Annotated in this window: 21 protein-coding genes and 1 tRNA gene; 11 read left to right on the top strand and 11 right to left on the bottom strand. The window is 69.4% G+C overall.

Features of this window, described 5'->3' with window-relative positions; genetic code table 11:
* Window positions 1–100 precede the first annotated feature (100 nt).
* From topA to DFR72_RS34415, 4 genes are all read left to right on the top strand, one after another.
* Window positions 101–2,863 carry a type I DNA topoisomerase gene (topA, locus tag DFR72_RS34430; RefSeq protein WP_090069877.1) on the top strand — a complete coding sequence of 921 codons (2,763 nt, stop codon included), beginning with the start codon at window positions 101–103 and terminating at the stop codon, window positions 2,861–2,863.
* 151 nt (window positions 2,864–3,014) lie between these two features.
* A complete protein-coding gene (locus tag DFR72_RS34425) occupies window positions 3,015–3,305 on the top strand; it encodes a hypothetical protein (RefSeq protein WP_143086886.1) in 291 nt (96 codons plus the stop codon).
* 72 nt (window positions 3,306–3,377) lie between these two features.
* Window positions 3,378–5,414, top strand: coding sequence for a bifunctional MFS transporter/dTMP kinase (locus DFR72_RS34420; protein ID WP_090069880.1), 2,037 nt, complete (start codon window positions 3,378–3,380; stop codon window positions 5,412–5,414).
* A 23-nt stretch (window positions 5,415–5,437) separates the two neighbouring features.
* On the top strand, window positions 5,438–6,634 hold the full coding sequence (locus tag DFR72_RS34415) for a DNA polymerase III subunit delta' (RefSeq protein WP_090069882.1): 1,197 nt from the start codon (window positions 5,438–5,440) through the stop codon (window positions 6,632–6,634).
* A 1-nt stretch (window position 6,635) separates the two neighbouring features.
* On the opposite strand, the gene DFR72_RS34410 is transcribed toward DFR72_RS34415, so the two are convergent.
* The 4 genes from DFR72_RS34410 to DFR72_RS34395 form a co-directional block, all read right to left on the bottom strand.
* Window positions 6,636–7,373 carry an IclR family transcriptional regulator gene (locus DFR72_RS34410; protein WP_090069883.1) on the bottom strand — a complete coding sequence of 246 codons (738 nt, stop codon included), beginning with the start codon at window positions 7,371–7,373 and terminating at the stop codon, window positions 6,636–6,638.
* Window positions 7,370–8,095: an SDR family oxidoreductase gene (locus DFR72_RS34405; RefSeq protein ID WP_090069885.1), complete on the bottom strand. Its 726-nt coding sequence runs from the start codon at window positions 8,093–8,095 to the stop codon at window positions 7,370–7,372. Before DFR72_RS34405 ends, DFR72_RS34410 begins: the two co-directional genes overlap by 4 nt.
* A complete protein-coding gene (gene kduI, locus DFR72_RS34400; protein WP_090069886.1) occupies window positions 8,092–8,919 on the bottom strand; it encodes a 5-dehydro-4-deoxy-D-glucuronate isomerase in 828 nt (275 codons plus the stop codon). The genes DFR72_RS34405 and kduI overlap by 4 nt, the downstream gene beginning before the upstream one ends.
* A gap of 97 nt (window positions 8,920–9,016) precedes the next feature.
* Window positions 9,017–10,369 carry a hypothetical protein gene (locus DFR72_RS34395; protein ID WP_090069888.1) on the bottom strand — a complete coding sequence of 451 codons (1,353 nt, stop codon included), beginning with the start codon at window positions 10,367–10,369 and terminating at the stop codon, window positions 9,017–9,019.
* 108 nt (window positions 10,370–10,477) lie between these two features.
* Between DFR72_RS34395 and DFR72_RS34390 the strand changes: the two genes are divergently transcribed.
* Window positions 10,478–10,551 (top strand) — tRNA-Thr (locus DFR72_RS34390).
* Window positions 10,552–10,615: 64 nt separating this feature from the next.
* Window positions 10,616–10,960: a hypothetical protein gene (locus tag DFR72_RS34385; RefSeq protein ID WP_090069889.1), complete on the top strand. Its 345-nt coding sequence runs from the start codon at window positions 10,616–10,618 to the stop codon at window positions 10,958–10,960.
* Here the strand turns inward: DFR72_RS34385 and DFR72_RS34380 are convergent.
* Window positions 10,944–11,603, bottom strand: a complete 660-nt coding sequence (locus DFR72_RS34380; protein WP_090069891.1) for an HNH endonuclease family protein — start codon at window positions 11,601–11,603, stop codon at window positions 10,944–10,946. The genes DFR72_RS34385 and DFR72_RS34380 overlap by 17 nt on opposite strands.
* Before the next feature lie 192 nt (window positions 11,604–11,795).
* On the opposite strand from DFR72_RS34380, the gene DFR72_RS34375 reads away from it, so the two are divergent.
* Window positions 11,796–12,614, top strand: a complete 819-nt coding sequence (locus DFR72_RS34375; RefSeq protein ID WP_170176536.1) for an endo alpha-1,4 polygalactosaminidase — start codon at window positions 11,796–11,798, stop codon at window positions 12,612–12,614.
* Here DFR72_RS34375 and DFR72_RS34370 read toward each other — a convergent pair.
* The gene (locus DFR72_RS34370) at window positions 12,587–13,327 is read right to left on the bottom strand and encodes an SRPBCC family protein (protein WP_090069894.1); all 741 of its coding nucleotides are present in this window, start codon (window positions 13,325–13,327) and stop codon (window positions 12,587–12,589) included. The genes DFR72_RS34375 and DFR72_RS34370 overlap by 28 nt on opposite strands.
* The gene (locus tag DFR72_RS34365) at window positions 13,324–13,920 is read right to left on the bottom strand and encodes an ArsR/SmtB family transcription factor (RefSeq protein ID WP_177224623.1); all 597 of its coding nucleotides are present in this window, start codon (window positions 13,918–13,920) and stop codon (window positions 13,324–13,326) included. The genes DFR72_RS34370 and DFR72_RS34365 overlap by 4 nt, the downstream gene beginning before the upstream one ends.
* Before the next feature lie 144 nt (window positions 13,921–14,064).
* Between DFR72_RS34365 and DFR72_RS45910 the strand changes: the two genes are divergently transcribed.
* Entirely contained in the window at window positions 14,065–14,238 is a 174-nt protein-coding gene (locus DFR72_RS45910; RefSeq protein ID WP_170176535.1) for a hypothetical protein, read from the top strand.
* Here DFR72_RS45910 and DFR72_RS34360 read toward each other — a convergent pair.
* The 3 genes from DFR72_RS34360 to DFR72_RS34350 form a co-directional block, all read right to left on the bottom strand.
* On the bottom strand, window positions 14,220–15,182 hold the full coding sequence (locus DFR72_RS34360; RefSeq protein WP_090069896.1) for a TIGR03617 family F420-dependent LLM class oxidoreductase: 963 nt from the start codon (window positions 15,180–15,182) through the stop codon (window positions 14,220–14,222). The genes DFR72_RS45910 and DFR72_RS34360 overlap by 19 nt on opposite strands.
* A gap of 24 nt (window positions 15,183–15,206) precedes the next feature.
* Window positions 15,207–15,899: an excalibur calcium-binding domain-containing protein gene (locus tag DFR72_RS34355; RefSeq protein ID WP_211335638.1), complete on the bottom strand. Its 693-nt coding sequence runs from the start codon at window positions 15,897–15,899 to the stop codon at window positions 15,207–15,209.
* 118 nt (window positions 15,900–16,017) lie between these two features.
* Window positions 16,018–16,470, bottom strand: coding sequence for a DUF4442 domain-containing protein (locus DFR72_RS34350; RefSeq protein WP_090069899.1), 453 nt, complete (start codon window positions 16,468–16,470; stop codon window positions 16,018–16,020).
* 174 nt (window positions 16,471–16,644) lie between these two features.
* Here DFR72_RS34350 and DFR72_RS34345 point away from each other — a divergent pair, with 174 nt between their 5' ends.
* Window positions 16,645–17,166: a MarR family winged helix-turn-helix transcriptional regulator gene (locus DFR72_RS34345; protein ID WP_090069901.1), complete on the top strand. Its 522-nt coding sequence runs from the start codon at window positions 16,645–16,647 to the stop codon at window positions 17,164–17,166.
* Between the two features lie 2 nt (window positions 17,167–17,168).
* Entirely contained in the window at window positions 17,169–18,803 is a 1,635-nt protein-coding gene (locus tag DFR72_RS34340; RefSeq protein WP_090069902.1) for an MDR family MFS transporter, read from the top strand.
* 56 nt (window positions 18,804–18,859) lie between these two features.
* On the opposite strand, the gene DFR72_RS34335 is transcribed toward DFR72_RS34340, so the two are convergent.
* Window positions 18,860–19,366: an inorganic diphosphatase gene (locus DFR72_RS34335; RefSeq protein WP_090070060.1), complete on the bottom strand. Its 507-nt coding sequence runs from the start codon at window positions 19,364–19,366 to the stop codon at window positions 18,860–18,862.
* A gap of 124 nt (window positions 19,367–19,490) precedes the next feature.
* On the opposite strand from DFR72_RS34335, the gene dacB reads away from it, so the two are divergent.
* On the top strand, window positions 19,491–21,623 hold the full coding sequence (gene dacB / locus DFR72_RS34330; protein WP_114773858.1) for a D-alanyl-D-alanine carboxypeptidase/D-alanyl-D-alanine endopeptidase: 2,133 nt from the start codon (window positions 19,491–19,493) through the stop codon (window positions 21,621–21,623).
* The last annotated feature ends 1 nt before the right edge of the window (window position 21,624 follow it).

The following is a 21,624-nucleotide window of genomic DNA, read 5'->3' as shown; positions in this document are numbered from 1 at the left end:
ACGGGCGTCGCGGAGACATGACGGATGGTGTGCTTTTCGGCCGACGCTGGGCAACACTGGCGGGCCTGGGAACCGGGTTTGGAAGAGAGCGGGACGGCGAGTGGCTGGATCGACACGGACGAAGAAGAGCAGCGGAGGCGAGGGCAGCATCCGACGACTGGTGATCGTCGAGTCGCCCACGAAGGCGCGCAAGATCGCCTCGTACCTCGGCGCCAACTTCGTCGTGGAGTCCTCCAGGGGACACATCCGGGACCTGCCGCGCGGTGCCGCTGACGTTCCCGCGAAGTACAAGGGGCAGGCGTGGGCCAGGCTCGGCGTGGACGTCGACCACGACTTCGAGCCCCTCTACGTGATCTCCGCGGACAAGAAGTCGCTGGTCTCCGAGCTCAAGGAGGCGTTGAAGGACGTCGACGAGCTCTACCTCGCGACAGACGGTGACCGCGAGGGTGAAGCCATCGCCTGGCACCTGCTGGAGACGCTGAAGCCGAAGGTCCCGGTTCGCCGGATGGTGTTCCACGAGATCACCGAGTCCGCGATCCAGGCCGCCGCGGCCAACCCCCGCGACCTCGACCAGGACCTGGTCGACGCGCAGGAGACCAGGCGCATCCTCGACCGCCTCTACGGCTACGAGGTCAGCCCGGTCCTGTGGAAGAAGGTCATGCCGAAGCTCTCGGCCGGCCGCGTGCAGTCCGTGGCGACGCGTCTGGTCGTCGAGCGCGAACGCGAGCGTATGAAGTTCGTCTCCGCGAGCTACTGGGACATCTCCGCGCAGATGGACGCCGGTGCCGACGCGGCTCCGCGCCAGTTCGGCGCGCGTCTCGTGGCCGTCGACGGCACGCGTCTCGCGACGGGCCGCGACTTCGGCTCGGACGGCAAGCTGACGGGCAAGGCCGACGTCACCGTGCTGGACGAGGCGCAGGCCCGCGCCATCGCCGCCGGACTGCAGAACGCGCCGGTCAAGGTCTCCTCGGTCGAGGAGAAGCCGTACACGCGCAAGCCGTACGCGCCGTTCATGACCTCGACGCTGCAGCAGGAGGCGGGCCGCAAGCTGCGGTTCTCCGCCGACCGCACGATGCGCACGGCGCAGAAGCTGTACGAGAACGGCTACATCACCTACATGCGAACCGACAGCACGACGCTGTCGGAGACGGCGATCAACGCGGCGCGCACGCAGGCCACGGACCTCTACGGCGCGCAGTACGTCTCGCCGCAGCCCCGCCAGTACACGCGCAAGGTCAAGAACGCGCAGGAGGCCCACGAGGCGATCAGGCCGGCCGGAGAGGTCTTCCGCACGCCTGGTCAGGTGGCCGCCGAGCTCGACTCGGACGAGTTCAAGCTCTACGAGATGATCTGGCAGCGCACGATCGCGTCCCAGATGTCCGACGCGCGGGGCAACACGACCAGCATCCGCATCCAGGGCCGCGCCGCGACGGGCCAGGACGTCACGTTCGCCGCGTCCGGCCGCACGATCACGTTCGCCGGCTTCCTCAAGGCCTACGTCGAGACCGTCGACGCCGAGGCCGGTGGCGAGTCGGACGACGCGGAGTCGCGCCTGCCGCTGCTGGTCAAGGACCAGGACCTGACGATCGCGGAGCTGTCCGCGGACGGTCACACCACCTCGCCGCCCTCGCGCTACACCGAGCCGTCGCTGATCAAGACGATGGAGGAGCTCGGCATCGGCCGTCCCTCCACGTACTCGTCGATCATCAGCACCATCCAGGACCGCGGTTACGTGTGGAAGAAGGGCGCGGCGCTGGTCCCGTCCTGGGTCGCGTTCGCCGTGGTCGGGCTGCTGGAGCAGCACTTCGGCCGCCTGGTCGACTACGACTTCACCGCGGCGCTGGAAGACGAGCTGGACGGCATCGCCGCAGGTCGTCAGGGCCGCACGAACTGGCTGTCGGGGTTCTACTTCGGCGGCAGTGTCGGCCCGGACGGCTCGATCGGCCGTTCCGGTGGCCTGAAGAAGCTGGTCGGCACGGGTGTCGAGGACATCGACCCGCGTGAGGTCAACTCGATCCCGCTGTTCAGCGACGCCGAGGGCCGCACGGTCGTCGTGCGCGTCGGCCGTTTCGGGCCGTACCTGGAGCGCGAGGTCGACGGGGCCGCACAGCGCGCGAACGTCCAGGACGACCTGGCGCCGGACGAGCTGTCCGCGGAGATCGCCGAGAAGCTCTTCTCGACGCCGCAGGAGGGTCGCTCGCTGGGCACCGACCCGGTCTCGGGCAACGAGATCGTGGCCAAGGAAGGCCGCTTCGGCCCGTACGTGACCGAGGTGCTGCCCGAGGCGCCGGAGAACGGCACGACGTCGAAGGCGAAGGCGCCGAAGCCGCGCACCGGCTCGCTGTTCAAGTCGATGTCGCTCGACACGATCACGATCGACGACGCGCTGAAGCTGCTCTCGCTGCCGCGCGTGGTCGGCAAGGACCCGGAGACGGGCGCCGAGATCACCGCGCAGAACGGCCGCTACGGCCCGTACCTGAAGAAGGGCACGGACTCGCGGTCGCTGGTCGACGAGAGCCAGATCTTCACGGTCACGCTCGACGAGGCGCTGAAGATCTACTCCGAGCCGAAGAAGCGCGGCCGCGCCGCCGCCGCTCCGCCGTTGCGCGAGATGGGCAACGACCCGGTGTCCGGCAAGCCGATGGTGATCAAGGAGGGCCGGTTCGGCCCGTACGTCACCGACGGTGAGGCGAACGCGTCGCTGCGCAAGACGGACAGCGTCGAGTCGATCACCGACGAGCGGGCGGCCGAGTTGCTGGCCGAGAAGCGCGCCAAGGGCCCGGTCAAGAAGAAGGCTCCGGCCAAGAAGCCGGCGGCGAAGAAGCCCGCGGCCAAGAAGGCTCCGGCCAAGTCCAAGAGCTGAGCAGGGGGTGGCGGTGCCGATCAACGAGTTCGGACCCGACGGGACTCAGGCCCCGCCGCCTCCCCGGCTGTACCCGGACCCTCTCGCGGGGCTGGTGACGGCTGACAAGTTCGTCGCTCCTCAGTGGACGTCTCTCAGGTCACGTGTGGCGGTGCCTACACCTCCTGAGCCGACGGAGGAACTGCGGCAGGCCGTCTGGTCGCAGATGCAGCAGGAGCAGCGTCGGCCGCGCGGCCGGGCGCAGCGAGCGCCCCAACCGGCGCACCAGTACGCGGTCCAGCAGTTCGCGCCGACGTACCAAATGTCTGCGCCGCAACAACAACAGCAGCAACAGCAGCCCGCCAAGCAGACGAGCGGCGTGGCCGCGTTCATCGGCTGCCTGGTCGTCATCGGGTTCTTCGTCCTGGTCCTGGTCAGCATTCTCGGAGCGATCTTCAGCTAGCTGTGCTGTGAGTCCGGCATCCTGAATCACCACATCCGGTTACGCTGACCGCACGGGAGTGGCGACTTAGGGGTGACTGAAATTCAGGACGCGGACACACCGGCGACCGAGGCAGGCCAGGCAGGGCAGGCCCAGTCCAGCGTGTCCACGGTTCACCGGCTTCGATCGGTACTCGCCATCAGGCCGTTCCGGAGGCTCTGGCTCGTCACCTACCTGTGCAGCGTTGGTGACTGGCTGTCACTGCTCGCGCTGACCGGTCTGGTCTCCGCGATGATGAAGAGCTACGAGTGGCAGTCGTTCGCGCTGCCGCTCGTCGTGCTGACCCAGTTGCTGCCCGGCATCCTCTTCGCGCCCATCGGTGGTGTGCTCGCGGACAAGTTCGACCGCCGCAAGGTGATGGTGATCTGCGACGTCCTGCGCGGGTCGCTGTTCATCTCGATCGCGCTGATCGGCTCCCCGATCTGGCTCTTCGTCGCGAACTTCCTGGTCGGCTGCTGCGCGATGCTGTGGATCCCGGCCAAGGAGTCGGCGGTGCCGAACCTGCTGCGCCGCCCCGACCAGGTGGAGTCGGCGAACCAGCTCGGCCTGGTGATGACCTACGGCATCTCGACGATCAGCGGGTTCGGTCTCTACTCGCTGATCTCGGGCATCCCCGCGTACCTGAACCTGCAGGGCGGGAACCTGGAGTTCAACATCGCGACGATCGCGGTGGTGATCAACGGGCTGCTGTACTTCACCTCGGCGGTCCTGGTGGCGACCCGCCTGCCGGAGCTCTCCGGCCGCGTCGTCTCGACCCGCAAGAGGGAAGACGAGGACAAGCCCGGTTTCGTCGCCATGCTGCGCGAAGGTCTGCGGTTCGCCGGCCGGACGCCGCTGGTCAGGGGCCTGCTCATCGGCATGATCGGCGCGTTCGCCGCAGCCGGTGTCGTGATCGGGACGGCGAAGAACTACGCGTTGTCGCTGCTGGGCGGCGCCTCGACGTTCGGCCTGCTGTTCGTGGCCGTGTTCATCGGGCTCGCGGCCGGCATGGCGACGGCACCCCGGCTGGCGCAGCGCCTCGCCTACAACCGCCTGTTCGGTGTCACGATCGTGCTCGCCGGCATCTCGCTGGCGCTGGTCGCGCTGGCCCCGCACCTGTGGATCGCGCTGCTGATGGTGGCGCTGGTCGGCGCGTGCGCGGGCGTGGCGTTCCTGACCGGTCTCACGATCGTGGGCTCGCAGGTCCAGGACGACATGCGCGGCCGCACGGTCGCGCTGATCCAGACGTTGCTGAAGGTCGTGCTGTTCGGTGCGTCGGGCGGCGCGCCGCTGCTGCTCACGTTGCTGCAGAAGCGGCAGGTCAGCGTCTTCGGCCAGCCCATGGAGGTCGACGCGAGCCGTCCGGTGATGCTGGGCGGTGCCGTGATCGCGATCGTGCTGGGCCTCGTCGCGTACCGGCAGATGGACGACCGCCGTGAGGAGCCGGTGCTGTCGTCGCTGTTCGCGGCGATCCGCGGCCGCCGGCACACCAAGGGCATGCTGATCGCGGTCGAGGGCGACACCCGCGAGGACACGTCGGTGCAGGCCCGCCGCCTGGCCGCCGCGTTGCGCGCCGAGGGCCTCGACGTGCTGCTGGCCGCCGACCCCGAACACGACGAACGTCGCCTGCGCACGATGCTGTCGTCCGCCGAACTGGCAGGCGTGCGCGCTCAGGCGCTGGTCGCCGCCGCCGTCCGCGCCGACGTCGTCGAACGGCAGGTGCGCCCGGCACTGGACAACGGCTCCGTCGTGGTGATGGAGCGCTACGTCGACTCGCCGCTCGCGCACTTCACCGCCACGAGCTCGCTGGAACACCAGGAGCTCGAAGGCCTGGTCGACTGGGCCACCGGCCGGTTGCGCCCGGACCTGACCATCCTGCTCGACCGCCCCGGCGCCGACGCCAAGGGCATCGGCCCGGAACACCACTGGCGCGTGCAGCGGCTGCTGAGCGAGATGGCCGCCGCCGATCCGGACCGCTACGTGGTGGTCGAGGCCGAGGGAGACGCCGACGAGGTGTCCGACCGGGTCCGCTCCGCCGTGCTCCCGCTGATGGCCGGCCGCAAGCGCGCGGTCCCGCAGGCCGCGGTCTGATCCGTCGCTGGAAGACTGCACCCATGAGCGTGTGGGACGAGGTGGTCGGCCAGCCCGAGGCGGTGGCGATGCTGTCGGCGTCCGCGGAGGCGGCGGCCATGATCGTCGCGGGCGGCACCCCCGCACCAGGCGTGATGACCCACGCCTGGCTCTTCACCGGCCCGCCCGGCTCCGGCCGTTCGTCCACCGCCCGTGCCTTCGCCGGCGCGCTGCAGTGCGTCGTGGCGGACGACCGTCCGGGCTGCGGTGAGTGCTCAGGCTGCCGCACGACGTTGCACGGCACGCACGCCGACGTGCGTGTGGTGGCGCCCGAAGGCCTGTCGATCTCCGTCGCCGAGATGCGCTCCCTGGTCCAGATCTCCGCTCGCCGCCCCACGTCGGGACGGTGGCAGGTCGTGATCATCGAGGACGCCGACCGGCTCACCGAGGGCGCGGCCAACGCGCTGCTCAAGGCCGTCGAGGAGCCGCCGGCGCGCACCGTGTTCCTGCTGTGCGCGCCGTCCGACCACCCCGACGACGTGTCGGTGACCATCCGCTCCCGCTGCCGGCTCGTGTCCCTGGGATCGCCACGGCCCGCGGCCATCGCCTCGGCCCTGGAGGCCGTCGACGGCGTGTCGCCGGAGATGGCGCAGTGGGCGGCCGCGGTCTGCGGCGGGCACGTGGGACGGGCCCGCCGGCTGGCCTCGGACGAGCAGACGCGGTCCCGGCGCGAGGCCGTGCTGCGGATCCCGCTGGCGCTGCGCAAGCCCGCCGACGTCTTCACCTGTGCCGACGAACTGATCAGAGCCGCGGAGGACGACGCCTCCACCGCCAACGAGTCGCGCAACGAGTCCGAGCGGGAGGCCCTCGAGACCGCGATGGGCGCGGGCGGAACGGGCAAGGGCACCGCCGCCGCCTCCCGCGGCGCCAAGGGCGCGTTGAAGGACCTGGAGAAGCGGCAGAAGTCGCGGGCCACCCGGACCCAGCGCGACTCCCTGGACATGGCCCTGGTCGACCTGGCCGCGTTCTACCGGGACGCGCTCGTGGTCAAGACCGGCTCCGAGGCCGCGCTGATGCACCCGGACCGGGCCCAGGACTCCCGGACCGCCGCCGCCACCTGGTCGTCCGAGTCGATCCTGCGTCGGCTGGAAGCGGTGCTGGCCTGCCGGGAGGCCATCGAGGTCAACGTGAAGCCGCGCATCGCCATCGAGGCGATGGTGACGACGCTGCACCGCGGCTGACTCAGACCCGCCCCAGCGCGGCTGACACCTCGTCCGCCGCCCGCAGCACCCGCGGCCCGAGCGCGATCAGCTCCGGCAGCGAGTGCTCCATCGCCAGCGAGGACGCCGACAGCCCGCCGATCACCGCGCCCGAGTGGTCCCGGATCGCGGAGCCCACGCAACGCACGCCCACCTCGTTCTCCTCGTCGTCCAACGCGAACCGCGAGCGGCGCACCCGCGTCAGCTGCGCGTTCAGGCGGGGAGCCGAGGTGATCGTGTGCGGTGTCCGGCCCGGCAGGCCGGTGCGGGTGACGTAGGCGTCCAGTTCGGACGGGGAGAACGAGGCCAGCACCGCCTTGCCGATGGCGGTGCCGTGGGCCGGGAGCGACATGCCCAGGCGGGACGCCATCCGGTACGGCCTGTCGGCCTCGATCTTGTCCACGTAGACCAGTTCGTCGCCGAAGAGCACGGCCAGGTGCACGGTGCAGTCCGTCGACTCCTGCAGTGCGCGCAGGTGTGGCCGTGCACGCTCCACCGTGTCGAGTGGACGGAGGACCTTGCCCGCCAGGGCCAGGACTCGCGGACCCGTCAGGTAGCCGTCCGCGACCGCGGTCGCGAAGCCGCGGTCCACCATGGCCTGGAGCAGGCGGTGGACCGTCGACTTCGGCAGGCCGGTCACCCGCGCGATGTCCGTGATGCGCGTGTGGTCGGCCAGTGCCTCCAGCACGGCGAGCGTCTTCTCGACGGCGGTGTCGGTCATCTCGCCAGCCAGCCCCCGTCGACGACCAGGACGTGTCCGGTCACGTAGTCGGACGCGGCGGACGAGAGGAACACCGCCGGGCCCACCAGGTCCTCCGGTGTGCCCCAGCGGCCCGCCGGGATTCGGGTCCTGATCGCGGGTTCGCGGTCGGCGTCCGCGCGCAGGGGAGCGGTGTTGTTCGTCTCGATGTAGCCCGGTGCAATGGCGTTGACCTGCACGTTCGAGGCCGCCCACTCGTTCGCGAGCAGCTTGGTCATGCCGACCAGGGCGTGCTTCGAGGCGGTGTAGGCCGAGACGAGGACGCCGCCCTGGAAGGACAGCAGGGACGCGATGTTCACGACCTTGCCGCCGCCGTTGGCGATCATCTGGCGGCCGCAGAGCTTGGAGATCTCGAACGCCGAGTCGAGGTTGACCGCCATGATCCGCTGCCAGTCGGCCAGCGACACGTCGACGGCGGCGCCCCGGTGGATGGTGCCGGCGTTGTTGACCAGGACGTCGACGCGGTGCTCGGCCAGCACCGGCGCCAGCGCGGGCTCGACCGACTCCGGCTCCGAGAGGTCCACCGAGACCGTGGCGAGCGCGGGCGCCACGTCGGAGAGCTCGCCGCGGCCGACGAGGACCAGCCGCGCGCCCGCGTCGTGCAGGCCGCGCGCGATGGCCCGGCCGATGCCCGTGCGGGCACCGGTCACCAGCGCGGTCTTGCCTTCCAGGGAGAAGCTCATCGCAACTCCGCCACGGCGACCTGGTCCATGTCGTCGTAGGCCTGGTTCTCGCCGCCCATGGCCCAGACGAACGTGTACGCGTGCGTTCCCGCTCCACTGTGGACGGACCACGACGGCGAGATCACAGCTTCTTCGTTGCGCACCACGATGTTCCGCGTGTTCTGCGGTTCGCCGCAGAGGTGGACCACCCGGTGGTCCTCCGGCAGGTCGAAGTAGAGGTAGCACTCGGTGCGGCGGTCGTGGGTGTGCGGCGGCATGGTGTTCCAGACGCTGCCCGGCGCCAGCGACGTCACGCCGAGGACCAGCTGCGACGAACGGATGCCGTCAGCGTGCACGAACTTGCGGATCTCACGGACGTTCGCGGTGCTCTGGTCGCCCGTGTTCAGCACGTCGACCTCGTCGTAGCGGGCCACGGCCGTGGGGAACGAGGCGTGGGCCGGCGTCGAGAAGAGGTAGAAGCGGGTGTCCTCTTCGGAGGCGTGGAACTCGACGTCGACGGCACCCTGCCCGATGTAGAGGCAGTCACGCGCACCGAGCTCGTGCTCGGTTCCGTCCACGGTGATCATCCCGGTCCCGCGGATCGCGAGCACGGCGAGCTCACGACGTTCGCAGAAGAACGCCGACCGCAACGGGGGAGCGCTCTCGAGCTTCAGTGGAGTGCCTGGTGACGGGCTCGCGCCGCCGAGCACGATGCGGTCCTCGTGCGTGTAGACGGTCCTGATCTCGCCCGGTGCGAAGAGATCGTCGACCAGGTAGTGCTGCCGCAGCCCGTCCGTGTCGAAGCCCGGCAACTGCGCCGGGTGGGTCGAGTGCCTGATCTGCATCGGTGGATGCCTTCCGGTCTGGCGGCGGAGGACACCGTGTCCGCCCACCATGGAACTACGTTCCGCGAGACGGAACAAGCCCCGACCGGAAGGTTCGCTAGCCGCGCGACCTGCGCCGGGCCGGCAACGCCGCGAAGATCACCACTCCCGTGAGCAGCAGAGCCGTGCCGGTCCAGAACAGCGGGATCGACTGGTATGCGGCGTTCGTGTAGGCCAGCGGCGGAGCCCCCTTGGGCGGTGCCGCCACCGGCGCGCCGGGCTGTTGCGGCACGGTCGTCTGCGGCGGCTGCGAGGTCCCGCAGATCACGCCACCCCGCGGCGCCGCGGCCCGCACGATCTGCTCGCCCAGCGAGATCTGCGCGAGCGCCGTCGGCAGGTTGGGCAGCTTCAACTTGTCCGTCGGCAGCACCTGCACGTCGAGCATCCGCGCCGTGGCCCCGAGCTGGAACCCGCTGAACCCGGTGCCCGTGAAGGCCGCCTTCTTCTCGTTGAGCCCCGCGATCTGCAGCTTGATCACGACCAGGTCCAGCAGCAACGGGATGTCGAGCGTCGGGTGTGCGGCGTCGAGCATGCCGAGATCCTTGCCGTTCTGACTGACCTTCAACACCGGCGCGGTGTAGGTGATCTTCGAGGTCGCCTCGTCCCCGGTGGCCGTGGCCGTGAGCGTCGGCGGGCTGGCGACGTCGATCCTGATGCCACCGGCCAGTTCGACGCTGACCGCGCGCATCGTCGACGTCGACTCGACCGCCTTGTTCTTGCTGCCCGGCAGGTCGACGAGCTTGACGACGGAGCTCGCCTCGAACGTGTCCGGGATGCTGATCAGACTGGTCTTCACCGGCAACGGCACCTCGGCCGGCAACGCGCTCAGCACCTCGAGCCCGGCCAGCGACGTCTTCGCCGTGGCCAGCGGGCTGACGCACGGCCCGACCTCCTCGTCCCACCGCGCGTGCACGCTGCCGTTGAGCAGCTTCAGCTTCGCGAGCGGCGTCTCGGGAATCGGCAGCCCGCCGTTCGTCGGCTGCGGGTTGTCCGGAATCGCCGTCTGCACCAACGTCCCCGGCGACTGCGGCGACCGGCCCGCCACGGCGAACCCGAACGGATTCGCCTGCGTCACCACCCGCTCGGTGCTCAGGAACGCCTCGGTGTTCACCTGCGCACTGGCGAGCCCCAGCCCGAACTCGGTCACCGACTGCTTCGGCAACTGCTCACCGAACCCGGGCAGGATCGTGCTCGTCGGCACCCCCTGCGGCCCGAGCCGCACCACGCTCAACCCGGTACCGGCATCGCCGACCGCGTGCGCGAGGGGCTGCGGCCCGTTCGGCGCCGACGCCGGCGGCTGGTTCGGATCGCGCGGCCCCGGAACCGGAGTGGTCGGAGGCTGCGCGAACGCGGGAGCCGCGACGAGCGCGAGCAGCAACCCGGCCAGCGGCACGGACAACGAACGGCGCATGAACCTCTCCCCAGCGGTTAGGAGGCGGTGACGTCGGTCACGGTCCGTACAACGATGCCGACCCCTGTGAGTAACGCGGTTGCGGGTCGGTTATAGTTATCGCGTCTCGCCGCCTTAGCTCAGTCGGCCAGAGCAGCTCACTCGTAATGAGCAGGTCATCGGTTCGATTCCGATAGGCGGCTCGGTGAGACGGAAGGGCCAGGTCACTCGCTGACCTGGCCCTTCTGCATTGTCTACGCTCGTGCAATGGCTGTGATGCACGTGGAGAACGGCTCCTCGAGATGGCTTGTCGTCTGGCTGGAGCCATTCGGCGAGGACCGCTGGCTCGAGCGCGGTGAGATGGTCTGCATCCGCACCGACAACGTCGGCGACGAACTCGCGTTCAACGTCGAGACCCATGCGACCGACGAGGAACGCGCGGCCGGCATCGAGAACATGACGATCTACATCGAGAACTGCTCGTTGTACGCGGACGTCACCGACCGCGACGGCAACGTCGTCGAGTGCGGGCACAAGCGTCCCGAGGAGATCGACCGCGAGTGGGCTGCGCGGCGGGCCGCGGCGGAGGAAGAACTCAGCCGCACGTGGTGAGCGCGTTCTCCAGTGCCGAACGTTCCGCCGGTGCCACCGACAACCCGTAAGCGGCTTTCACAGTCACGTAGATCCGCCCGTACGAACACGCGTACCCGGTATTGGGCGGCATCCACTCGTCGGGCGTCTTGTCGCTCTTCGACTGGTTGACCTTGCCCGAGACCGCCACGAGGTTGCGCAGGTCGTTGGCCGCGGCCAGGCGCTGTTCGGGCGCCCACGCCGAAGCGCCGCTGCGCCACATCTCCGCCAGCGGCACCACGTGGTCGATCTGGATCTTCGAGACGCCGGTGACGCTCGAGCCCGTGTAGGGGTCGTCGAGCGTGCCCGCCTGGACGCCGCAGCGGCCCGGTTTGCGCTCGACGCCGGTCAGGTCGCGGGCCAGGACCTGGCTGCGCTGGTCGCAGCCGTCGCCGTCGGTGTCGAACCACGGCTGGCCGAACACGCACGCCTTGCCGTCCGAGCAGTCGCGCACGTAGCCGGTCATCCGCCCTGGGGCGGCGACGGGCAGGGCTGCGAGCGACGTGCGCGCGGTGGCGGCGTCGAGGGTGCCGGCCGGTACCCGGTCCACCTGTGGACCTGAGGAGGTCGACAGGGGTATCGCGGAACAGCCGGTCAGCAGGACGATCAGCAACAGCCACCGCATGAGGAGGGCATACCCGCCACGAACGGCGTGATGGCCGCCCAACGGCGTAATCAAGGCCGTGTGTTCGGCAACGCGTTGCACGCCAGCGCGTCCACCACATTGGTAAGACGGTGGAAGCCGGATCTCATTACTGAGCAATGGAGTGCTGTGCTGTTACGCCTGCGCAACCCCGCGACTGACAGACTGCCGCGCATGAAGACCACCGCGGTGGTGGCCGCCCTGCTCCTGCTGGTCGCCTCCTGCTCGAGTGAGCCGGACCTGCCGACGCGCGAGTTGCCGCCGGCCGGTGGGCAGCTCGACTACCAGCTCGGCGGCGCCTACCAGCCGGACGTGCCGGTCAAGATCGTCGTGCGCGACCGCAGCAAGACCATCGACGGCCGGCGGTACAACATCTGCTACCTCAACGCGTTGCAGACGCAGCCGGGCTCGATGGACGGCGGGCTCGACTGGTGGCGCAAGAACCACGCCGACCTGCTGGTGAAGAAGCCGGATGGCGAGGTCGCGATCGACCCGGAGTGGGCCGAGGGCATCCTCGACATCTCCACCGGGGACAAGCGGAGCAGGATCCTGGAGATCCAGAAGAAGTGGATCAAGGACTGCAAGACGTCCTTCTACAAGGGCGTCGAGCCGGACAACCTCGACTCCTACACGCGGGCCGAGGGGGCGTTCGACCTGGGCGCCACCAAGGAGTTCATGAAGGCGTTCGTCAGGTACGCGCACGAACAAGGCCTTGCGGTGGCGCAGAAGAACACCGCCGAACTGGGTGACGCGGGCAAGAAGGAGATCGGCTTCGACTTCGCCATCGCCGAGGACTGCCAGGCCCGCGACGAGTGCAACGCGTACGCCGACGCGTTCGGCAACGACTTCTTCCAGATCGAGTACACCGAAGAGGGTTTCCGGAAGTCCTGCACCGATCGCGGCGGACGGGTCTCGGTGATCCGCCGCGACCGGAACCTGGTGCCGTACGGGCACGAGGACTACGTCTACGAGGTCTGCCCGCCGACGGTCTGATCCAGGAACGCCTGCCACTTCTCGGCCTGCCCGGTCGCGTCACCGAACAGGTGGTGGCCGATGGCGTTGGTGCCGTGGAACCGGTAGATGCCCTCCGGGCCGCGCACGCCGAGGAAGTTGTGCGCGTCGTGCTCGACCACGTAGTCGACGACGCCGTGGACGCCGAACGGTTCGAGGGTGACCTCGTCGCCGACCTGCGCGCCTTCGGGGACACCGAGCGCCTTGAGCAGCACCGGCCAGTTGTCGGCCCCCTCCGGCTGCGCCGGCCACTGGCCGAACACGTACACGCCGGGCTTGCCCGCGAAGTGCTTCACGTACTCGGCCATCGTGAACAGGTACATGTCCCAGCCCTTCGACTGCTGGTCGACGAACTCGTCGCCCCAGCCGTCGGCGAGGATGCCGCTGTGCACGAACCGGAGCACGGTCGAGCCCTGCTCACGGCTCTCGATCAGGTACTCCATCGCGTGGAACGTGCCGTCCTCGCCCTTGTCGCTCTCGTAGGCGAGGCGTTTGCCGGGCTCCCACGCGGTGATCGTCGAGGACTCCTGGAAGAAGCCCAGGTCGAGCGACATCCGGCCGCCCAGGCGTCCGTCGACCGTGTGCGGGCCCATGAACCACGAGTCGATGCCCGGTCCGGTCGCGATGGCCTCCCAGACCTGCTCGGGAGTCCCGTCGACCTCGACTTCCTTGTTGATCTCGAACTCGTGCGTCACGACTCTTCCTCCTTGGCGATCACGCTCGGGTGCAGGGCGACGACCACTCGGTGCGGACGCCCTCCTTCTGCCTGTTCGTCGTGGTACTTGGCGACCAGGTGCGTCATGAACCCGGCGAGCTCCTCGGCGAACGCCGCGCGGTCCGCCGCCGTGGCGAACCTGACCTCGCCGTCCAGCGCGAAGGTCGCGAGCCGTTTCTTCGCCTTGGTCGCGCCCGTGAGCAACGTGCCGACGTCGCGCACCAGCCTGGCCGAGACCGCCAGCAGCCACCGCGCGGACAACCGGTCGGGTGCCTTCGCCGGGTCCGGCTGCACGGCCGCGAGCGCCGTCGGCGAGATGACGTAGGACGCGGCGGTCGCCTGCATGAGGCGCTCGTTCACGTTGCCCTTGCGCCGTTCCTCGACGAGCTCCACCAGGCCGTGCTGCTCCAGCGTGCGCAGGTGGTAGTTCACCTTCTGCCTGGGCAGCCCGACCTTCGCGGCGAGCATCGTCGCCGATCCGGGCTCCACCAGCTCCGCGAGCAGACGCGCCCGCACCGGGTCCAGCGACACCTCGGCCGCGGAAGGATCCTCGATCACCGCCACTTCGAACATGGCGCAAGCGTCACACCGAAAACAAAATTAGTCAAGAACTGACTTGCTGTCGGTGACTTTGCTCCACCTGGGTGGCGTTCGAGCCGGTACCGTAAGCGATGTCTCGATTGGTCGTTGCTTGTTCGCAACCCTTGAGGAGACGGAATGATCATGATGCTGGCCCTGACCCTGCTGGCACTGCCCTTCGCCCTGACCGCGGCCAACTTCGGCAGACGCCGCTGGATCCGCAAGAGGGGCGTGGCGAGGGTGCGCGCCGAGCTCGACGCGTTCCACGCCGAGCTGGCACGTGCCGGGCTCAGTCACTTCTCCGGGCGTTGAAGCACCGAGCTCGACGGGGAGACCCTGGTGACGACGTCGCCGTAACGGTCCAGCAGTGCGGCCGTGACGGTCTCCGGGGTGCCGAGAACGCAGAACTCGGCCAGCACCTCGTCCGTGATCAGCTTGCTCATCTGCGCCCACTGCTGCCGCCGTGACATGCGGTGCAGCTCGTCGTGCAGCGCGCCCCAGCCGTGCAGGTCCAGCACCGGCCGGTACGCGGGCGTCGACCCGTAGAACGCGATCTGCCGCTTGACGTCCGCGATCTCCTGGTCGTTCGTCGCCGCGAACACCGGGCCGCTGATCTCGAAGCCCTCCAGCGTCTTCCCGGCCTTCGCGCGGCCGCGTTCGAGCGCGGGCAGCGTGACCTCGCGCAGGTACCGCTCGGTCGTGAAGTTGTGGCACAGGAAGCCGTCCGCGACCTCGCCCGCCACCTCGGTCATCAGCCCGCCGACGCCCGCGAGGTAGATCGGCGCGGTGCCGTGCGGGTTCGGGCCGGGGTCGAAGAACGGCGTCATCAGCGTGTGCTTGTAGAACTCGCCGCGGAACGCCAGCCGTTCGCCGGTCTCCCAGGCGTGCCAGATGGCGCGGATCGCCAGCACGAACTCGCGCATGCGCGCGGCCGGCTTGCTCCACGGCATCGAGAAGCGCTTGGTGATGTGGGCTTCGACCTGCGAACCCAGCCCGAGGTTGAACCTGCCCTCCGACAGCAGCCGGAGGTCGTTCGCAGTGGTCGCGACGGTCATCGGGTTGCGCGCGAACGCCACGGCGATCGCCGTGCCGAGCTCGATCCGCTCGGTCGCCGCGGCGGCGCCGGCCAGCGCGAGGAACGGGTCGTGCTTGGTCTCGGCGAGCCAGAACCCGTCGTACCCCTGGTCCTCCGCCCGCTTCGCGATGGCCCCGGCCTCGCCCGGCGTGCAGTCGACGGCAGCGCTGTCCAGCTTCATGCCGCTCAGGTTATTGCCCGCCGGTCAGCGGTACCGGGACTCGCACGCGATGCCGTTGCGGTTCGGGTCGAGCTCGACGCGGTAGCCCGGCTGACCCCAGTAGAGCGGTGCCGCTCCGGCCCGGCGGGCGTCATCGCAGGTCGCGTAGAAGACGGGTTTCGGCTTGGGCGGCGCGGGCGGCTTCGTCGTCGTGGTCGCGGCCGGTGGTGGTGGCGGCGCAGGCGGGGGAGTGGAGGTCTCCAGGGCGTCCTTGCCGCCGCACGGCGTTCCCCAAAGGCCCATCGGGACGCGCTGGGCGGCCCCTTCGGCTTCCTTCTGCCCCGGTGTCGGTGCGCCCGCGGTGCGCCCGGCGCCGTTGCCCAGCGCGAGCAGCGCGTAGTCCGTGCCGTCCGTGAGGGTGAGCGCGCCGGTCGTGCGGTCGTAGCGCACCTGCTGGTTCAGCAGCATCGCCTTGGCGAAGTTGGCGGCGGCCTCAGCCCAGCACGGCCCTGGCTGAGCGAGGCCGCTGACCTCGGCTTTCGACCCGTCGGAGAGCATCACCGAACGGCCGTCGACGATCGAGGCCACGCTGATGCCCAGCTGGGCGGGCGGGATCGCCACGGTCGACGACGACGCCGTCACCGGCGCGTCCTCGACCGGTTTCTCCACGGCGACCGGCCTCGACTGCACCTGAGCGGCACATCCTGCGGTGAGCAGGACCAGCACGACTCCGCCCACACTTCTCCACCCCGACATAGCCCGGAATACTGCCTGCCCGCAGCGGTGTGGCCAAGGTTACGTATTTGGATCGGATCGGTTCACCGGGATTCCGAACTGAAATACGGAGATGCCCAGTTCAGCGCGCGGGCTTCAGCGTCCAGACGACGGTCATCTCGCCGGTGGTCACGCCCTCGGCGTTGGTGATCGTGATCGTGACGGGGAACTCGGGCCGCGTGCCGGACTCCAGTTCGGCCAGCACCTCGTCCGCGGAGCGTCCCAGCACGGCCTCCGCGCGCATCGGACCCATCGCGATCTTCTTGTAGGCGATGTCCGCGCGAACGGCCAGCGGGGTGGCCTTGCCGAGGTGCGCGGCGAACGCGGCCATCACGACGGCGCCGGACGCGGACTCGCCGAGGCCGAACATCATGGCGGCGTGCGGCCCGCCGATGTGGTTGTGCAGCGTCGGGGTGTCCGGCAGCGACGCGACGACGCGGCCGGCGGAGACCTCCTCGAACTCGATGCCCGTGGTCTTCACGTAGGGCACGGCCTGCTTCATGGCATCGGCGACGAACGACACGTCTTGGCTCATGAGAGCGATGCTACCGACGAGTAACCCCAGTGGCTACCCGCCGGTAACCACTACTCGGCGCGTCCGTACCACTCCACTGTGGAGTGAGACTCGGAACTCACTTGCGTTTCGGTGGACCGGGATGGATGCTTGTACCGAGCAACTAGTTGGGTGATACAAGCAACGAGGTGTCAGATGGTTGATCCGGGCAGGTGCCCCGGCGCCGGTGTCGATCCCGAGCACGAGCTCGCGGACCGAGTCGGCATGGCGATGGTGCGGCTGAACAAGATGCACGCCCAGGTCACCCATCAGATGGCCAAGCAGGGCATGGACAAGTCCGCCTTCGTGCTCCTCGCGACGCTCTCCGGCCTCGGGGAGTGCCGCTCGAGTTCGCTCGCGGAGGCGGTGCTCTCCGATCCGTCCACGATCAGCCGGCAGGTGGCCGGGCTGGTGAAGGACGGACTCGTGGAGAGGCGCGCTGATCCGGCGGACGGCCGGGCCAGCGTTCTCGCGGTCACCGAGGCGGGCCGTGAGCTGATCTTGAACCGACGCCGGCAGCGCAACGAGGCGATCGAGCAGGTGTTCGCGGACTGGGCCGACGAGGACTTCAAAGGCTTCGCGGACCTGTTCGAACGCTTCGTCCAGGACTACGAGCGCACGATTCCGGCGCTTTTGACCGCACGCGGGACGGGGACCCGCGCAGGAGGGGAAGACTAGAGATGTCAACGACAACCGATGCGACACCCACGCCAGGGGCCTCCCTGACGCATCGCCAGATCATGACGATCCTGTCCGGTCTGCTGCTGGGCATGTTCCTCGCGGCGCTGGACCAGATGATCGTCGCCAGCGCCATGAAGACCATCGCGGACCAGCTGCACGGGCAGACGCTGCAGGCGTGGGCGACCACCGCCTACCTGATCACCGCGACCATCACGACCCCGTTGTACGGCAAGCTGTCGGACATCTACGGGCGCAAGCCGTTGTACCTCGCGGCGATCTCGCTGTTCCTGGTCGGCTCGCTGCTCTCGGGCATCGCGACCTCGATGTACGAGCTGGCCGCGTTCCGCGCCGTGCAGGGCCTGGGCGCCGGCGGTCTGATGTCGCTGGCCTTCGCGATCATGGCGGACATCATCTCGCCGCGGGAGCGCAGCAAGTACTCCGCCTACTTCATGGCCGTGTTCGGTTCGGCCAGCGTGCTCGGGCCGGTCATCGGCGGCGTGTTCGCCGGTCTCAGCACGTTCCTCGGTGTCACCGGGTGGCGCTGGGTGTTCCTCGTGAACGTCCCGATCGCGCTGCTCGCGCTGTTCGTCGTCGCCCGCGTGCTGAACATCCCGCACCAGCGGGTCAACCACCGCATCGACTTCGGTGGCGCCATCGCGCTGACCGTCGGCCTGGTGCCGCTGCTGATCGTGGCCGAACAGGGCCGTGAGTGGGGCTGGGCGTCGACGACGTCGATCGCCATGTACGTGATCGGTGTGCTCGGCCTGGTGGCGTTCGTGTGGGTCGAGAACCGCATGGGCGACGAGGCGATGCTGCCGATGCGGATGTTCCGCAACCACACGTTCTCGCTCGGCAACACGATCAACTTCGTGCTCGGCATCGGCATGTTCGGCGGCATGGTCTCCATCCCGCTGTACCTGCAGATCGTCAAGGGCGTCACGCCCACCACGGCCGGTCTGATGCTGCTGCCGATGACGTTCGGCATCATGTCGGCCACCGCGATCGCCGGCAAGGTCACGTCGAAGACCGGGCGCTACAAGGTGTTCCCGATCATCGGTGCCGGCCTGATGACGATCGCGCTGTTCCTGCTCAGCACCATCGGCACGGACACGCCGAGCTGGCTGGTCATGGGCTACATGTTCGTCATGGGCGCGGGCCTCGGCCAGTGCATGCAGACGCTGCTGCTGGCGATCCAGAACGACGCCGAGCCGCGTGACATGGGCGTGGCGACCGCGTCGGCGACGTTCTTCCGCCAGATCGGCGGCACCGTCGGTACCGCGGTGTTCCTGTCGATCCTGTTCACCACGGTCGGCGACAAGATCGCTTCTGGCCTGCGGACCGCGTTGCAGACCGATGCGTTCAAGGCCGCTCTGGCGCAGAACCCGGAGTTCGCGAAGATGCTGCAGGGCGGTGCCGGTGTGGACATCAACAACACCGAGTTCCTCAACGGCCTCGACCCGGTGCTGGCCAAGCCGTTCCTCGACGGGTTCTCCAGCGCGATCGACACGGTCTTCATGACCGGCGGCATCGTGATGATCGCGGCGTTCGTCCTCGTGTGGTTCCTGCGCGAGAAGCCGCTGTCGACCAGGTCCGGCCTGGAGCGCGTGGCGGACGCGGAGTCCATCGCGGTCTAGGACTGCAAACCGAAAAGAGGGGGCCGCTGCGTGCGGCCCCCTCTTTCCCGTCGTTCTCAGTGCAGCGTTTCGCCGCGCGCCTCGGCGTCCTTGAGACGCTGGTAGGAGCGCTTGACCTCGGCCTCGGCCTCGGTGCGGCCCACCCAGCTCGCGCCCTCGACGCTCTTGCCGGGCTCCAGGTCCTTGTAGACCTCGAAGAAGTGCTGGATCTCCAGGCGGTCGAACTCCGCCAGGTGGTGGATGTCGCGCAGGTGCTCGTGCCGCGGGTCGAAGGCCGGGACGCACAGAACCTTGTCGTCGCCGCCCTTCTCGTCGGTCATGCGGAACATGCCGATCGCGCGGGCTGCGATCAGGCAGCCGGGGAACGTCGGTTCCTGGACGAGGACGAGGGCGTCCAGCGGGTCGCCGTCCTCACCCAGGGTGTTCTCGATGAACCCGTAGTCAGCCGGGTACTGCGTCGACGTGAACAACGTGCGGTCGAGGCGGATGCGGCCACTCTTGTGGTCCACCTCGTACTTGTTGCGCACGCCCTTGGGGATCTCGATCAGGACGTCGAACTCCACTGGTCCTCGCTCATGTAGCCCATTCGTGACGCCCACTAGTGTGGACCACGACGCCTTGTCAACCCTCATCGGAGCGGCGGTTGGTGGGTGTGAGATTGCCCGTACCGAGCTGACGGAGGCTCTCTTGCCGGACGACCCCCAGTGGCCGACCGAGGACGACGACGCCGAGTCGGTCGCTGCCGCTGCACAGTCAACGGTGCAGGTCAACCGCCCGTCCGTGGACCAGCCGACGATGCGCCTGCCGCTCGCCGCGGTGCTCGCGGCACCGTCCACTCAGGAGCCGCTGCGCTCGTCGCCGGTCCGTTCCAGCCCGAACGCGACCGGTCCGGGTCGTGCCGCGCCGGGTGTGCCAACGGCCGGTTCCGGCGGGTCTTCCGGTGACGCCGCCGGTGGGAAGTCTCACGGGACGATTGGTCCAGAAGTCGGCCAACCCCGGGCCCTCCCGGTGCGCGTCGAGCCCAAGAGGGACCAGACCCGCGTCGTGCCGAGGCCGGAGCAGAGGACCTCGGAGCTCTCGGTGCCGCCCGGCAAGACGGCGCGCGTCGACCAGCTGCCGCACCTGGAACAGTCGTGGTTCGACCAGCAGGTCAAGCCGGAACGGCAGCAGCACCAGCAGCCGCGTCCCGAGCAGACCAAGCGCGTCGACCAGCTCCAGGGCCAGGCGCCTCCCCGTCAGGAACAGCCGCGTCAGGAACAGCAGCGGCAAGAGCCGCAGCGCCAGGAACCCCAGCGCCAGGAACCGCAGCGCCAGGAACCGCAGCGCCAGGAACCGCAGCGGCACGAACCGCAGCGTCACGAGCCGGCCCGCCCGGTGCCGCCTCCGCGCCAGGAGTCCAGGGACGTCCCCGTCACCGGCTACGAGGAGGAACCCGAGGACCGCCTCGCCGAGGAGCCGAGGAAGAGCCGCAAGCCGCTGATCGCGGTCCTGAGCCTGCTCGTCGTCGCGGCACTGGCCGGCGCCACGGTCTACGCGGTGAAGGAGTTCGGGGGCACCAAGGCGGTCGAGACCAGGCCACCGGCCGCGCCCGCGAACGTCCAGCCGCTGGTCAAGGCCGTCACCGCGGGCGCACCGGCACCGACCGCCGCCGGCGTGAAGCAGGCGCTGACCGGACCCGCGGGCAACAGCGCGCTGGGCACGCTCACCGGCAGTGTCATCGACCCGGCCAGCGGTACCGCGCTGTGGCAGCAGGGCGACACCACGGCCGCCACCCCGGCGTCGAGCCTCAAGATCCTCACGGCCGCCGCGGCGCTGCTGAGCCTCGAGAAGACCGACCAGCTGTCCACGAAGGTCGTCCAGGGCGCGGAGCCCGGCACCGTCGTCATCGTCGGCGGTGGCGACCCGACGATCTCCGGTGCGCCCGGCAAGTCGGTCTACCCCGGCGCCGCGACGCTCGACGACCTGGTCGGCCAGGTCAAGGCCAAGGGCCCGGTCACCAAGGTCCAGTTCGACCTCAGCCGGTACGCGGGCGAGGCGCTCGGGCCGCAGTGGGAGGCGGTGGACATCGCGGGCGGCTCGGTCGCGCCGATCGTGCCGTTCATGCTCGACGGCGGCCGGATCGACCAGACCAACGTCAACGGCGCGCGCACCGGCAGCCCAGGTCAGGCGGCAGCGGACGCGTTCGCGCAGCGCGTCGGGGCCTCCGGCGCCACGGCGGGCGCGGCTCCGGCGGGCGCGCAGGTGCTCGGCGAGATCAAGTCGGCGTCGATCGAGCAGCTCGTCGACAACATGATGCAGATCTCGGACAACGTGCTGACCGAGGCGATCGCCCGCGAGGTCGCCATCAAGACGGGCAACGAGCCGTCGTTCGCGGGCGGCGTGAAGGCCGTGCGGGACGTGCTCACCAAGAACGGGTTCGACCTCACCGCGGCGAACTTCGTGGACGGCAGCGGGCTGTCCGCGTCGAACAAGATCCCGGCCAAGCTGCTCACCGACGTGCTCACCGCGGCCGCCAAGCCCACGCTGGACGACGCGCGCACCGCGAAGCTGCGGCCGTTGCTGACGGCGTTGCCGGTCGCGGGCGGCAGCGGCACCCTCGCCGGTCGCTACGGCGGCACGGCGGCGCCGGGCAAGGGCTGGGTGCGGGCCAAGACCGGCACGCTCACCGGCGTCAACGCGCTCGCCGGCGTGGTCGTCGACGTGGACGGGCGCGTGCTCGTGTTCTCGTTCATGTCCGCGAGCAACCGCAACCCGGAGACCGAGGTGCGGCCCGCGCTGGACGTGCTGGCCGCCGCGTTGCGGGGTTGTGGCTGTTCGTAGC

The organism is Lentzea flaviverrucosa (assembly GCF_003350445.1).
Taxonomy (GTDB): domain Bacteria; phylum Actinomycetota; class Actinomycetes; order Mycobacteriales; family Pseudonocardiaceae; genus Lentzea; species Lentzea californiensis.
Note: the sequence above shows the minus strand (reverse complement) of the source record. Positions and strands in the feature narration are given on the sequence as shown.

Coding starts and splice junctions, on each gene's coding strand:
- DFR72_RS34415 (WP_090069882.1), top strand. CDS start 5,438: ATGAGCGTGTGGGACGAGGTGGTCGGCCAGCCCGAGGCGGTGGCGATG.
- DFR72_RS34410 (WP_090069883.1), bottom strand. CDS start 7,373: ATGACCGACACCGCCGTCGAGAAGACGCTCGCCGTGCTGGAGGCACTG.
- DFR72_RS34405 (WP_090069885.1), bottom strand. CDS start 8,095: ATGAGCTTCTCCCTGGAAGGCAAGACCGCGCTGGTGACCGGTGCCCGC.
- kduI (WP_090069886.1), bottom strand. CDS start 8,919: ATGCAGATCAGGCACTCGACCCACCCGGCGCAGTTGCCGGGCTTCGAC.
- DFR72_RS34395 (WP_090069888.1), bottom strand. CDS start 10,369: ATGCGCCGTTCGTTGTCCGTGCCGCTGGCCGGGTTGCTGCTCGCGCTC.
- DFR72_RS34385 (WP_090069889.1), top strand. CDS start 10,616: ATGGCTGTGATGCACGTGGAGAACGGCTCCTCGAGATGGCTTGTCGTC.
- DFR72_RS34380 (WP_090069891.1), bottom strand. CDS start 11,603: ATGCGGTGGCTGTTGCTGATCGTCCTGCTGACCGGCTGTTCCGCGATA.
- DFR72_RS34375 (WP_170176536.1), top strand. CDS start 11,796: ATGAAGACCACCGCGGTGGTGGCCGCCCTGCTCCTGCTGGTCGCCTCC.
- DFR72_RS34365 (WP_177224623.1), bottom strand. CDS start 13,920: ATGTTCGAAGTGGCGGTGATCGAGGATCCTTCCGCGGCCGAGGTGTCG.
- DFR72_RS45910 (WP_170176535.1), top strand. CDS start 14,065: ATGATCATGATGCTGGCCCTGACCCTGCTGGCACTGCCCTTCGCCCTG.
- DFR72_RS34360 (WP_090069896.1), bottom strand. CDS start 15,182: ATGAAGCTGGACAGCGCTGCCGTCGACTGCACGCCGGGCGAGGCCGGG.
- DFR72_RS34350 (WP_090069899.1), bottom strand. CDS start 16,470: ATGAGCCAAGACGTGTCGTTCGTCGCCGATGCCATGAAGCAGGCCGTG.
- DFR72_RS34345 (WP_090069901.1), top strand. CDS start 16,645: ATGGTTGATCCGGGCAGGTGCCCCGGCGCCGGTGTCGATCCCGAGCAC.
- DFR72_RS34340 (WP_090069902.1), top strand. CDS start 17,169: ATGTCAACGACAACCGATGCGACACCCACGCCAGGGGCCTCCCTGACG.